9 protein-coding genes and 3 pseudogenes are annotated in these 12,107 nt (G+C 69.8%); 4 read left to right on the forward strand and 8 right to left on the reverse strand.

Annotated features, from left to right (window positions below):
- Positions 1 to 29: 29 nt before the first annotated feature.
- Positions 30 to 206, forward strand: a complete 177-nt coding sequence (locus NUT86_RS36715) for a hypothetical protein (RefSeq protein WP_274739696.1) — start codon at positions 30 to 32, stop codon at positions 204 to 206.
- A 96-nt stretch (positions 207 to 302) separates the two neighbouring features.
- Here the strand turns inward: NUT86_RS36715 and NUT86_RS36720 are convergent, their stop codons facing one another.
- Positions 303 to 512: a DUF6243 family protein gene (locus NUT86_RS36720; protein WP_067378516.1), complete on the reverse strand. Its 210-nt coding sequence runs from the start codon at positions 510 to 512 to the stop codon at positions 303 to 305.
- A 42-nt stretch (positions 513 to 554) separates the two neighbouring features.
- Here NUT86_RS36720 and NUT86_RS36725 point away from each other — a divergent pair, with 42 nt between their 5' ends.
- Positions 555 to 1,289, forward strand: coding sequence for a recombinase family protein (locus NUT86_RS36725; RefSeq protein ID WP_274739700.1), 735 nt, complete (start codon positions 555 to 557; stop codon positions 1,287 to 1,289).
- On the opposite strand, the gene NUT86_RS36730 is transcribed toward NUT86_RS36725, so the two are convergent.
- Together NUT86_RS36730 and NUT86_RS36735 are read right to left on the reverse strand one after the other, a co-directional pair.
- Complete coding sequence (locus NUT86_RS36730) at positions 1,261 to 2,214, reverse strand: IS481 family transposase (RefSeq protein WP_274732567.1); 954 nt, start codon at positions 2,212 to 2,214, stop codon at positions 1,261 to 1,263. The genes NUT86_RS36725 and NUT86_RS36730 overlap by 29 nt on opposite strands.
- Before the next feature lie 138 nt (positions 2,215 to 2,352).
- Positions 2,353 to 2,680 (reverse strand): annotated as a pseudogene (locus NUT86_RS36735) (DUF1062 domain-containing protein); the annotation flags it as partial.
- 268 nt (positions 2,681 to 2,948) lie between these two features.
- Here NUT86_RS36735 and NUT86_RS36740 point away from each other — a divergent pair.
- Entirely contained in the window at positions 2,949 to 3,473 is a 525-nt protein-coding gene (locus NUT86_RS36740; RefSeq protein ID WP_018088770.1) for a 2'-5' RNA ligase family protein, read from the forward strand.
- A 124-nt stretch (positions 3,474 to 3,597) separates the two neighbouring features.
- Here NUT86_RS36740 and NUT86_RS36745 read toward each other — a convergent pair.
- Positions 3,598 to 4,155, reverse strand: a pseudogene (locus NUT86_RS36745) (acetyl-CoA acetyltransferase); the annotation flags it as partial.
- Positions 4,156 to 4,535: 380 nt separating this feature from the next.
- Between NUT86_RS36745 and NUT86_RS36750 the strand changes: the two are divergent.
- A complete protein-coding gene (locus tag NUT86_RS36750) occupies positions 4,536 to 6,125 on the forward strand; it encodes an IPT/TIG domain-containing protein (protein WP_274739702.1) in 1,590 nt (529 codons plus the stop codon).
- 155 nt (positions 6,126 to 6,280) lie between these two features.
- Here NUT86_RS36750 and NUT86_RS36755 read toward each other — a convergent pair.
- The 4 genes and pseudogenes from NUT86_RS36755 to NUT86_RS36770 all read right to left on the reverse strand — a co-directional run.
- A pseudogene (locus tag NUT86_RS36755) lies at positions 6,281 to 7,167 on the reverse strand (IS701 family transposase); the annotation flags it as partial.
- A 223-nt stretch (positions 7,168 to 7,390) separates the two neighbouring features.
- On the reverse strand, positions 7,391 to 8,914 hold the full coding sequence (gene adh, locus NUT86_RS36760; protein WP_159484565.1) for an aldehyde dehydrogenase: 1,524 nt from the start codon (positions 8,912 to 8,914) through the stop codon (positions 7,391 to 7,393).
- A gap of 66 nt (positions 8,915 to 8,980) precedes the next feature.
- Complete coding sequence (locus tag NUT86_RS36765; RefSeq protein ID WP_159484563.1) at positions 8,981 to 10,303, reverse strand: GAF domain-containing protein; 1,323 nt, start codon at positions 10,301 to 10,303, stop codon at positions 8,981 to 8,983.
- Positions 10,304 to 10,530: 227 nt separating this feature from the next.
- Complete coding sequence (locus tag NUT86_RS36770) at positions 10,531 to 11,799, reverse strand: glycoside hydrolase family 18 protein (protein ID WP_274739704.1); 1,269 nt, start codon at positions 11,797 to 11,799, stop codon at positions 10,531 to 10,533.
- Positions 11,800 to 12,107: the final 308 nt, after the last annotated feature.

Here is a 12,107-nt window from a genome sequence, read left to right on the forward strand (position 1 = left end):
GGCAGGAAGTGAGGAGGGGGAGCGACACCATGCGTCCGGTGGTGATGTGCCAGAGGTGGAGTTGCGCGTCGTTCCGGGCGATAGCCAGGGCATTGTCCGAGGGCGGTCGGCATGGCCTGCTGGTGCTGCAGTTCGGGTTGGCCGTGATGGGTCGCGAGGTGATGGAGAACCACCGCGGCCGTTCCTTCGGCTCGGCCGAGAGCTGAGCGGGACCGGCCGCGCCCGGTACAGCAGCAGAGCCCGGACCGCGCGTCGCGGTCCGGGCCCTGCCCCGTGCGGTGCCGCCCTGCTGCGGCGGTGCGTCAGCTCTGTGCGGTGTCGTCGCCCGCCTGCCCGGCGCCCTCAGCTGCGCCTGCCTTCTCGCGCATCTTGCGCACCAGCTCCGCCTTCTGGGCGGCTGCACCCTGGCGGTCGAGGTTGCGGTGCGGACCGTTGTTCTGCCGTTCGGCGCGGGACAGCTTCTTGCGCTGGCCGCCGCCCATGCCCACGGGGTTGTTGATGTTCTTGCTCACGGGTTCTCCCGGAATGGTGTGAAGTGATCTACGGATTCATCGGTGGGGGACGGGCGCGGCGACGTCGAAGGACGTCAGCAGGGGCCCATCACGCTCTCACTCGTAAATCGGCGTCTGGAAGAACATGACAAAGACATTACCCGGTTCCGCCGGCCCCGCACACCAAGTTTTTCGCCGCCCCTGGCGGCACTCCTCGCGTCCGCAGCCGGCGCCCGGATCGGATACGCCCGGGTATCCACCAAGGGCCAGCTGCTCGATCAGATGATCGCTGCCCTGGAGGCTGCCGGATGTGCGCGGACCTTCGCCGGCAAGAAGTCCGGCAAGAAGTCCGGCAAGAACGCGGAGCGCGAGGAGCTGTGGGCCGCGCTGGACCACCTGCGCCCCGGGGACACCCTCGTCGTCCCGGCCCTGGACAGGCTCGGTCGCACGATCCAGGACCTGATCTCCATCGTCGGCGGGCTTTGGAGACGAGAGATCGGCTTTCAGAGCCTGCACGAAGCCCTCGACACCACCACCCCCGGCGGGCGCCTGGTCTTCCACGTCTTCGCCGCGCTGGCGGTTATCTCAAGCTCGCCGATCAAGCAGGGCTGTGACCTGGGCGGCCAGGTCAAGGACACTGTCTTCGACCTGGCCGCTCAACGTCTTCGAGGCCCGGTCAGCACGGGCCGATCGTTATTGAAGAGCCACGCGGTGCACTGGGTTCGGGGCCTGTGGGGCAGCGGCCACGAGGATTTCCCCGGGGAGCGCGCTAGGTGTGTTGTCCGGGGAGGTTGGTGACGCGGCTGGCTGGGGTGTGGCCGCTGATTCCGGTGTGGGGTCGGTGGTAGTTGTACCAGTCCAGCCAGTCGGGAAACGCTGCCTGCCGTTCGGCGTGTGAGGTGTAGGGCCGGTGGTAGGCCCATTCGTCGAGCAGGGTGCGGTGGAAGCGCTCGACCTTGCCGTTGGTCTGGGGCCGCCAGGGACGCGTCCAGCGCGGTTGGATGCCCAGGTCGCGGCAGGTCCGGCGCCAGGTGTTCTTGGTGTAGGCCCAGGCGTTGTCGGTGAGCACGCGTTCGACGGTGACGCCGCGGGCGGCGAACCAGGCCGCCGCGCGGGTGAGGAAGCCCGCGCAGGTGGCCGCCTTCTCGTCGGGCAGGTCTTCGGTGTAGGCGAGACGGGAGTGGTCGTCCAGGGCGGTGTGCAGGTAGGCGAGCCCGGCTCCGTTGCGGTTCTTGCGTCCGGCTGCCCGGCCGAGGACTTTGTGGCCGCCGCCGTCGGGAATGCGGCCGAGTTTTTTGACGTCGACGTGGATCAATTCGCCTGGCCGGGACCGCTCGTAGCGGCGCACGGGCTGGCCGGTGGCCCGGTCCAGCGCGGCCAGGGGCGGCAGGCCGTGGCGTTTGAGAATCCGGTGGGCGGTGGAAGCGGCGACGCCTGCGCGAGCGGCCAGTCGCAGCGGGCCGATCCGGTGCTCGCGGCGCAACCTGACGACCTTCTCCTCCACCGCTGCAGACGCGCGGCGAGGCTGATGGTGAGGACTGCTGGAGCGGTCCTCCATCCCCGCGTGACCATGCAGTTGGTAGCGGCCGGCCCAGCGTGCAGCTGTCGTGTGGCTGACCTGGAACCGTTCCGCGGCACGGCGCAACGGCCAGCCGTCATCCACGACGCACCGGGCCAGACGCAGCCTGCCGGTCGGCGTCAGCGGGGCGTTACGGTGGGACATGAGGGCCTCCTGCACTCGGCGGTAGATGTCGCAATCCCCACCGAGCCAGAAGGCCCTCACCTCGTTCAAGCACCGTGAAGGAATGTCGCCCGTCACCAACGTGCCGGGACAGCACAGCTAGGGCCTGTCCGGCGGATCTCCTTCAGCGATCAGTCGCACCGGCCGGACAGGGATCCGCGCCGCGAAGCGGACCGAGACGTCGATCACCTCGCGGTCCAGGTGATCCGATCCGCCGGTGTCGAGGCGCCAGGCGTTGTCCCAGTCGGGGGCGATGCGATGACGGCGCCGCACGACCGGATCCTGGAGCAACTCGGCTGCCAGGCCAGGTGTTGTCATGCATCCGGTCCAGCAGCTCAGGTCGTACGGAGCGCACATTCATCCGCTCCAGGACCGTGAGCTTTGCCGTGTCTCCGCAAGCGGTGCAGAGCACGAGGAGCCAGGCGTCGAGGAGCTTGTGGTGTGCGTGGTTTCAGCGGGGGCGGCAGTTAGGGCGTGTCCGATGGGTCGGGTGAGAAAGCGGTCGGCAGAGTGTGCCGTGACCCTCAGGACGGGGCGGAGACGACAGGTGGGCGGTGCCGAGTATCAGGCCATACCTCGGCGCGTGGCCCTTCGGAGAAGCTCTGGGCGGTTTTCCGAGCCCGTTTTGGGACCATGGCCATGTGAACGGGAATCCGGATTTCGGCGGGGCCGAGCCGGCAGATGCGCTCGAAGTGGCACCAACGGCCCGGACGGCAGTGGCGTGGCTGCCGCCGCGGAAGCTCTGGCCGGTGATTCAGGACATCCGCTGGGAGCACGATCCGCAGGTACGGCGGTGGCCGCCGCACGTGAACCTGCTGTTCGGCTTCGTGCCGGAGGAAGCGTTTGCGCGGGCCGTGCCGCTGCTCTCCGCCGGGGTGGCGCAGAGCACGGCGTTCACGGCGCGCCTGGCCGGAGTGCGGTACTTCCGGCACCGGCACCACGCGACGTTGTGGCTCGATCCGGCTGCGGCGGACCCGGCGCCGTGGGCACGTCTCCACCGGGAGCTGGGACTGCGGTTCCCGCTCTGCCACGGGCGCGCCGGCCGCTTCACCCCGCATCTGTCCCTCGGCCGCACCCAGGACCCGATGCGCCTGGCCGCTGAGTGTGCCGTCCGGCTCGGCGCGCTGTCGGCGGTGGTCGAGGAGGTGGTCCTGCTCTCCCGACGCGGCGAGGGGCCCATGCGGCCGCGGGCCGTGATCACACTGGGCACGGGTGAGGTCCGCCGACCGCAGGAGTGCTAGTACTGCAACGGTGTTTGCCGGGGCAGCGCGCCGTCGGTCTTCCGGACCTGGCGGTCCGGGGCCGGCCTCGCCGCGGGGCTGGCGTACCGCCTCGACCAGCAGGAACAGCCCCGCATCCCCGGGTGGCAGGCGGCCGGCCCGCCGCGTTGGCGCGTGCCTGGACCGCGACCTGGGCCAACTGTTCCAGGGTGGTGCCGTATTGGTGCATATGGCGGCGGGCGGCCATGGCGTATTTGGCGATCAGGGTGTGCCCGTAGGGGACCTCGAACTGGAGTGGGCCACGGGTGCCGAAGGAGAGGTTCGAGGTGCGGCGCTTGGCCTTGATGTCGGCGCGGGCGGTGGAGCCGTAGACGAGGAGTACGGCGTTGGCATGGCCGGCGGCGATCGCGTCGGCGGCGTGCGCGGCGAGCACTTCCCAGGTGGCGCCGCCGACCGCGGTCGAGTCGACCCAGGTGGGGTGCAGGCCCAGATATTCGGCGACCTCGACGGGTGCGAGGGTGCCCAGACCGGCCGAGGCGAAGCCGTCGATCACCGACCGGTCCAGCCCGCTGTCGGCGAGTGCCCGGCGGGCGGCCTGGGCGTGCAGGGCGTACGGGGTGGCCTGGTCCACGCGTCCGCAATCGGACAGGGCGACTCCGGCGACGGCGACCTTGCGATTCCCGTAAGTGGTCCCTGAGATCATGAATCTGACGGCGCATCAGGTTTGATGCGGCGGGCAGGACGCGAAGTGCCAGGCGGCAGCCCCGTCCGCCCGATGGGTCGCGGCCGGGCCTGCCCGCCCTGCGTCTTAAAGTGATTATCCGAGATATCGTGCGACCTTTAAATACTTTCCCCGGGAGGTTATTCTCCGTTTGCGTGTGTATTTCGCTGGCCGGATTCGCGGCCGGTTGACTGCTCGCTGTTTGCCCATGCGGCGGAGCAGACATTTCCATGCGCGGGACAAAGATCGTCCCGCCTTCTTTGGGGAGTGTCATGTTCGCCTTAGCGTCACCATCTTCGCGGCATGCCCGGGCACCCTACGCCGCATTGAATGCCGCGTTTGCCGCAGGCGCTGTTATTCCCGTGGGGGACACCCCGGAGGGGATTACCCTCACCCCGGACGGGGCCCGCGTCTATGTGGCCAACCGGGGCTCGAACACGGTGAGCGTGATCGACACCGCCACGAACACTGTGATCGACACCATCGCTACGGGGGCCGGTCCCACCGACGTGGCGATCAGTCCCGACGGGACCCGCGCCTATGTGGCCGTCTTCGACGACGGTCTGGTCAGCGTGTTCGACCTCGCCTCGAATACCCTCGTCACGGACATCCCCGTAGGGGCCGGGGCGACGATGGCGGCGGTCACCCCGGACGGGACGCGCGTCTATGTGACGCGGCAGACCACCGATTCGGTGAGTGTGATCGACACCGCCACCAACACCGTCACCGGCACCGTGACCGTCGGGACCGGGCCGACCGGCGTGATTGTCACCCCTGACGGGACCCGCGCCTATGTGGCGAGTTTCTCGGGTTCCGTCAGCGCGATCGACACCGCCACCGACACCGTCGTCGCCACGATCCTCGCCGGCGACGTCCCCATCCTGCTGGCGGTCAGCTCCGACGGGGCCCGCGTCTACGTCACGAACGCCGGCAGCTCCACGGTGAGCGTGATCGACACCGCCACGAACACCACCATCGACAACATCGGCGTCAGCGCCCAGCCTCGCTTCCCGGCGCTGAGCCCCGACGGCGCGCATCTGTACGTGCCGAATTCCGGACCGGACACGGTGAGTGTGATCGACACCGCCACCCGCACCGTCGTCGAGAACATCAGCGCGGGAGACGGCCCCACCGGCATCGCCGTCTTCCCCGATGGGACACGCGCCTATGTGGGCAACGTCGATGCCGGCACCGTCGAAGTCATGGCGACGACCGTGATCCCCGACCAGGGGCTCATGGCAGGCGGAACCACTGTGACACTGACCGGTCACCACCTGGCCAACGCCACCGCCGTGCACTTCGGCACCGCCCAGGCCGTGATCACCGCCAATACGGCGACATCGGTGACCGTCACCTCCCCCGCCGGCGCCGGTGTCGTCCCCGTGACGGTCACCACCGCGGGCGGCACCGGCACCCTCGGGTCCTTCTACTACATGCCGGCGCCCGCCCTCACCGGCATCAGCCCCGACGCCGGCCCCGTCTCGGGCAGCGACCAGGAGATCGTCATCACCGGCCGCAACCTCGCCGGAGCGATCGACGTGTACTTCGGCACCACCCGAGCCGTCATCCAGAGTGTCTCCAACACCCAGGTCACCGTCAGAGCCGCCCATGCCCCGGCCCCGGGCGCCGTCGTCGTCACCGTGATCACCAGCGGCGGGAGCGCCGACGGCCCGTTCTACACCTACGTCGACCAGGCCACCATCACGGACGTCAGCCCCAGCGCGGGACCGACCACCGGCGGCACCGGGGTGACGATCACCGGCACCGGCCTGAATTACACCGAACAGGTCACCTTCAACGGCACGCCGGCGCCCTTCGCGGTCATCTCCGACACCACCGTGACCGCCGTGTCGCCGCCCAGCGCCACCGAGGGCACCTTCGACGTCACCGTCACCACCCCCGGCGGCAGTTCATCGGGATCGTTCACCTACGTCTCCCCACCCGGCGTCTGACCCACCCGCGCCCGCCGCGTCCGGGCGGGCGCCGCAGCCGGGCCGGAGCAGCGAGATCCCGGTCGGCCGGGCGCTCGGTTGCCCGGCATCGGGCCCTGAGCGCCCGAGCCGTGCCGACCTCGCGATGCCGGCCCGGACATGAGAACTCTCTGACTGACGGTCAGACAAGGGTGGGCAGTCATGGCCAGGGTGCCAGCCTGGGTAGCGGCGGACTTGGTAGTCGTCCAGGCCGCACTCCTGCTTCGCCGTCTGGAAGCATGCTTCGACGGCCAGCTGGCTGCCGGCGATATGGATCAACTCATCCAAGGTGGCACCGGCTGGGCAGTAGGCGATGTAGTAAGAGATCTCCTCGGGCCGGCTGACACTGCGACGGGCAACAACCCGGTGTCGGCGGTCCTGCGGTGCCAGGGACGGACTTCGACACGCGCCCAGTCGAAGACCCGCAGCCCATGGGCGCCGTTCCCGCACGAGTGGCGTTCCCACTTCTGCCGTGGCAGGTCGCCGGAACGGGATCTTGTCCGCGATCGCACGGCGCATCTTCTTGGCGATGACGACCTTGGTCTCGAAGCCGACCGTGTCGTCGATACCGGCCTGGCGGCACCTCTCTCGGTCGTCCGTCCAGGAGGTGGGCAGATACAACGGCGGTCGATCAGTGTCCAGCCGCCGCCGGCTGCACAGGCGAGGAAGACGCCGACCTGGCAGTTCTCCGTGCGTCCCGCGGTCCCGGAGTACTGCCGCTGCATCCCTGCCGAACGGCTCCCCTTCTTCAGGAAGCCGGTGTCGTCCACGATGAGAGGGCCTCGGGGTCGCCGAGGTTCTCGACGACAAGGTCGCGCACATCGTCGCGGACCTCATCGGCTTCCCACTCGATCCGGTTCAGCAGTCGATGGATAGGGTCCGGAGCGGAGTGACCGGCCTGTTCGGCCAGTGTCCAGTCGTTGCGCTCCAGCGGAGAGATCGATCCCCGCGTGTAGGCAAGCGCCGACTCCCGCGGCTCCGTCCTGGAAGACCGATGCACGAACCGCTCGTGCACAGCGTCCAGTTCTGATCGAGGACTCCATGCAGCGGTGGGACGAGTGCGAGGATGCGCGGGCGGCTGCCTGAGGGCGCACCTGGCCCGGAAATGCCCCGGAAACAACTGGTCAGGCGTGGGGTAGCGGTGGGAGGAATCGGGAGTAAGGCCGAATTTCGTCTCGTGGCCCAGGCGTATCCCGACAAGGGCGCCTGCCGGGCATCTGCCCTGGTCAGGCGCCCCATTTTGGCGTCTAGAAGAACCCGAGCTTCTTCGGGGAGTACGACACCAGCAGGTTCTTCGTCTGCTGGTAGTGATCCAGCATCATCTTGTGGGTCTCCCTGCCGATTCCGGACTGCTTGTAGCCGCCGAAGGCCGCGTGGGCCGGGTAGGCGTGGTAGCAGTTGGTCCATACGCGTCCGGCCTGGATGGCGCGGCCTGCGCGGTAGGCGGTGGAGCCGTCCCTGGTCCAGACGCCCGCGCCCAGGCCGTAGAGCGTGTCATTGGCGATGCCGATGGCGTCGTCGAAGTCGCTGAACGGTGCCACGGCCACCACGGGGCCGAAGATCTCCTCCTGGAAGACGCGCATGTCGTTGTTGCCCTCGAAGATCGTCGGGCGGACGTAGTAGCCGCCCTCCAACTCGCCGCCCAGTTCGGCGCGTGAGCCGCCGGTCAGGATGCGGGCGCCTTCCTTCTGGCCGATGTCCAGGTAGGAGAGGATCTTCTCCAGCTGGTCGTTGGAGGCCTGGGCGCCGATCATGGTGTCGGTGTCCAGCGGGTGCCCCTGGACGATCTTCTCCGTGCGTGCCACACCGGCCTCCAGGAAGTCCTGGTAGTGCCCGCGCTGGATCAGCGCCCGGGACGGACAGGTGCACACCTCGCCCTGGTTGAGGGCGAACATGGTGAAGCCTTCCAGCGCCTTGTCGTGGAAGTCGTCCGCGGCGGACGAGACATCGTCGAAGAAGATGTTGGGGCTTTTGCCGCCCAGTTCCAGGGTCACCGGGCGCAGGTGCTCGGACGCGTACTGCATGATCAGGCGGCCGGTGGTGGTCTCGCCGGTGAAGGCGACCTTGGCGACCCGGGGGCTGGACGCCAGCGGCTTGCCGGCCTCGGCGCCGAAGCCGTTGACGATGTTGACCACGCCGGGCGGCAGCAGGTCAGCGATCAGGCTCATCCAGAAGTGCACCGAGGCGGGGGTCTGTTCGGCCGGCTTCAGGACCACCGCGTTGCCGGCGGCCAGGGCCGGGGCGAGCTTCCAGGTCGCCATCAGGATGGGGAAGTTCCAGGGGATGATCTGGGCGACCACGCCGAGCGGCTCGTGGAAGTGGTACGCGACGGTGTCCTCGTCGATCTCCGACAGCGAGCCCTCCTGGGCGCGGATGGCGCCCGCGAAGTAGCGGAAGTGGTCGATGGCGAGCGGGATGTCGGCCGCCAGCGTCTCCCGTACGGGCTTGCCGTTCTCCCAGCTCTCCGCGACCGCCAGCGCCTCCAGATTCTGCTCCATCCGGTCGGCGATCTTGTTGAGGACGCCGGCGCGTTCGGCGGCGGAGGTGCGGGCCCAGCCGGGGGCGGCAGCGTGGGCCGCGTCCAGGGCGCGCTCGACGTCCTCGGCGGTGCCGCGGGCGACCTCGGTGAACGGCGCTCCGTTGACCGGGGTCGGGTTCTCGAAGTACCGGCCCAACGCGGGCGCCACGTACTCGCCGCCGATCCAGTGGTCGTAGCGGGGCAGATAGCTCATCACGGCATCGGCGGAACCCGGGCTGGCGTAACGGGCCATGGTGCGGCCTCCCAATCGCTCTCGGCGCGGTGCCCGCCACCCCGTGTGACGGGCGTTGAGCGCAGGCTAGAGCCGGGGAGGTTGCGCGAACGTTGCGACGCGCGCGGCGGCCGGTGCGCCCACCGCACCAAGGTCACCGCTGGTCAGGCCGTACGCCGCGCGCAGCCGGTGCGCGGTGGCCATCGGTGCGCTGCGGGCCGGGGAGCGCTCCGGCAGGGCGTCCACCAGCGCCTCCCAGATCTCCAGGTCGTCCTCGCCCCAGGAGGTGCGTGACCACTCGCGCAGCAGGCCTGGATCGCGGGCGCCGAGCAGCGCGGACCGCATCGCGTCCGCCAGCGCGCCGCGCAGCCGCTGCACACCGGGCGCCTCCGACAACGGCAGCAGCGGACCCCGGTAGGCGTTCAGCGCGGAGCGCACCTCGCCGGCCGCCAGGGCCTCCTCGACCGCGTCCAGATCGGTCTCGACGGGCCTGCTCAGCCGGTACGGACGGGAATGCAGCAGCGCGCCCACCAGCTGCCGCAGCCGGGACAGCTCGGCCCGCAGCGTCACCGGGCGCATCTCGCGCTCGCCGTACAGCAGCACCGAGAGCTGATCGCCCGTCAGTCCCTCGGGGTGCCGGGCCAGCAGCATCATGATCTCGCTGTGCCGGCGCCCGAGCCGCAGCCGCTCCCCGTCCATGACCAGCAGCGCCTCGTCCCGGCCGAGCGCCGACAGGCAGACGCCCAACTCCGGTACGCCCGATGCGAGATGGGCCTGCGCGGCACGGGCGGTGGCCTGCACCAGGGCCAGGCTGTGCGGACTCGCCACATGGTCCCCGCCGGTGAGGTCCACCGCGCCCAGCAGCCGGCCGGTCCGTGGATCGTGCAGCGGGGCGGCGGCACAGCTCCAGCGCTGCACCTGCCGGTTGTAGTGCTCGGTGGCGAAGATCTGTACGGCGTGGTCGGCGGCGAGGGCGGTGCCCGGGGCATTGGTGCCGGCGTGCCGTTCGTCCCAGCGGGCACCGACGACGAAGTTCATCCGCTCGGCACTGCGCCGCACCCCGCGGTGCCCCTCCACCCACAGCAGCCTGCCCTGCGGATCGCAGACGGCCAGCAGATGCGCGCCGTCCTGCGCGAAGCTGCCCAGCAGCTCCCGGAAGACCGGCATGGCGCGGGCCAGCGGATGCCCGTCCCGGTAGGCGCTCAGCGTGGCCTCGTCCAGCTCGATGGGCGCGGCGCCGTCCGCCGCCGCGTGGGCCTCGGCGGAACGGCGCCAGGAATCGGCGACGACCTGACGCACCGGCGGCGCGACGGTCCCGTCGGCCAGGAACGCCGCATGCGCCCTGCGCACCGTGCGGGTGCGCTCCACCGGATCGGCTCCGGTCTCCATCGCCAGCCAAGGGTTGACCACGTGTCACCTCTCCGGTGCGGCTCCTGCTCCCGTACGGCCGATGGTGCTCGTACGGGGCGGGGCCGTAAACCCCGCGGGGGCGTTCGGGGGCGCGGTGGAGGAGCGCGCGCCGCCGCGCTCCGGCGCCGCCCCGGCCGCCCGTGGGGGAGGCATCACGCGGTGCCGCTGGACGGAGAGCGGGCGGGAGGCCGCTGCCTCCCGCCCGCCCGGCTCCGAGCCCGCTGCCGCTACTTGATCGCCTTGATCAGCTCACCGTTGGTGGTGTCGCCGCTCAGCTCCCAGAAGAACGTGCCGCCCAGCCCCTGTGCGTCCTTGAAGGCCATCTTCGTGCCGATGGTCTCCGGGGTGTCATAGCTCCACCACTGGTCGCCGCACTTGGCGTAGGCGGTGCCGCCCACCTTGCCGGTGGCCGGGCAACGGCTCTTGAGCACCTTGTAGTCGTCGATCCCGGCCTCGTACTTGCCCGGTGCCGCGCCGGTCGCCGTACCGCCCGGTGCGTCCTGGGTGACGCCCGACCAGCCGCGGCCGTAGAAGCCGATGCCCAGCAGCAGTTTGCTCGCCGGAACGCCGAGACCCTTGAGCTTGGCGAGGGTGTCGGTGCTGTTGAAGCCGGCCTTCGGGATGCCGCTGTACGACGTCAGCGGGGAGTGCGGGGCCGTCGGGCCCTTGGCGTCCCAGGCGCCGAAGTAGTCGTAGGTCATCGGGTTGTACCAGTCGACGTACTGGGCCGCGCCCGCGTAGTCGGCAGCGTCGATCTTGCCGCCGGCCGAGGCGTCCGCGGTGATCGCCGCGGTCACCAGATTGCTCTGGCCGAACTTCGACCGCAGCGCCTTCAGCACGTCGGTGAAGGCGTCCCTGCCGCTGGTGTCGCAGGTCAGACCGCAGGCGTTGGGGTACTCCCAGTCGATGTCGATTCCGTCGAAGACATCCGCCCAGCGCTTGTCCTCGACCAGGTCGTAGCAGGACTGCGCGAAGGCGGCCGGGTTCTTGGCGGCCTCGCCGAAGCCGCCCGACCAGGTCCAGCCGCCGAACGACCAGATCACCTTGAGGTTCGGATGCAGCTTCTTGAGCTTTCTGAGCTGGTTGAAGTTGCCGCGCAGCGCGCCGTTGTCCCAGGTGTCCGCCGTGCCGTCGACGCTCTGGTCGGCGGTGTACGCCTTGTCGTAGTCGGCGTAGGAGTCGCCGATGGCGCACTTGCCCCCCTGGACGTTGCCGAAGGCGTAGTTGATGTGCGTCAGCTTGGCCGCCGAGCCCGACGTCTCGATGTTCTTGACGTGGTAATTGCGGTCGTAGACGCCCCAGTTGGTGAAGTATCCGACGACCTTGCCGCCCGCGGCGGTGGCTGCCGGGGCCGCGGCGCGCGGTGCGGTGGGGGCGTTCGCGGGGCCGGCGGAGGCCGGTCCGGCGAGCAGGGTGCCGGCCAGCGCCGCCGTACACAGCGCGGTGACGGCGGCGAGCACTCTGCGCGGTGAGCGCATCCGGTGCGGTCTGAGCATGTCGTCTCCTCGGAGGGGGGTGGGGGTGCCCGCACACTCCCGGACGGCCCGTTCTCCGGGCGGATGACGGGGGCGCCGCGGACACCCCCTGGGGGGAGATCCTGACCTGCGTTCCGAATTGGCATGAACGCGTTGAACGTTGAAGGAGAAGGTAGAAGGACTAGACCAGTGAGTCAATGGTTCGGACCAATTTCCCGGCCGGTCGGTACGCGCGGGCCGGATCTCCGCAGCCCGTGATGATCAACCCGTGACGCGGAGCCTCCGATCGGGCATACTCCTAGCGCCACAGTCGCAGGTCATCGCCTTCC

Source organism: Streptomyces sp. G7(2002) (assembly GCF_028870195.1).
GTDB classification, from domain to species: Bacteria; Actinomycetota; Actinomycetes; order Streptomycetales; family Streptomycetaceae; genus Streptomyces; species Streptomyces nigrescens.

Bases quoted from the DNA above. Each gene is read 5' to 3' on its own strand.
- NUT86_RS36715 (WP_274739696.1), top strand. From the start codon at position 30: ATGCGTCCGGTGGTGATGTGCCAGAGGTGGAGTTGCGCGTCGTTCCGG.
- NUT86_RS36730 (WP_274732567.1), bottom strand. From the start codon at position 2,214: ATGTCCCACCGTAACGCCCCGCTGACGCCGACCGGCAGGCTGCGTCTG.
- adh (WP_159484565.1), bottom strand. From the start codon at position 8,914: ATGGCCCGTTACGCCAGCCCGGGTTCCGCCGATGCCGTGATGAGCTAT.
- NUT86_RS36770 (WP_274739704.1), bottom strand. From the start codon at position 11,799: ATGCTCAGACCGCACCGGATGCGCTCACCGCGCAGAGTGCTCGCCGCC.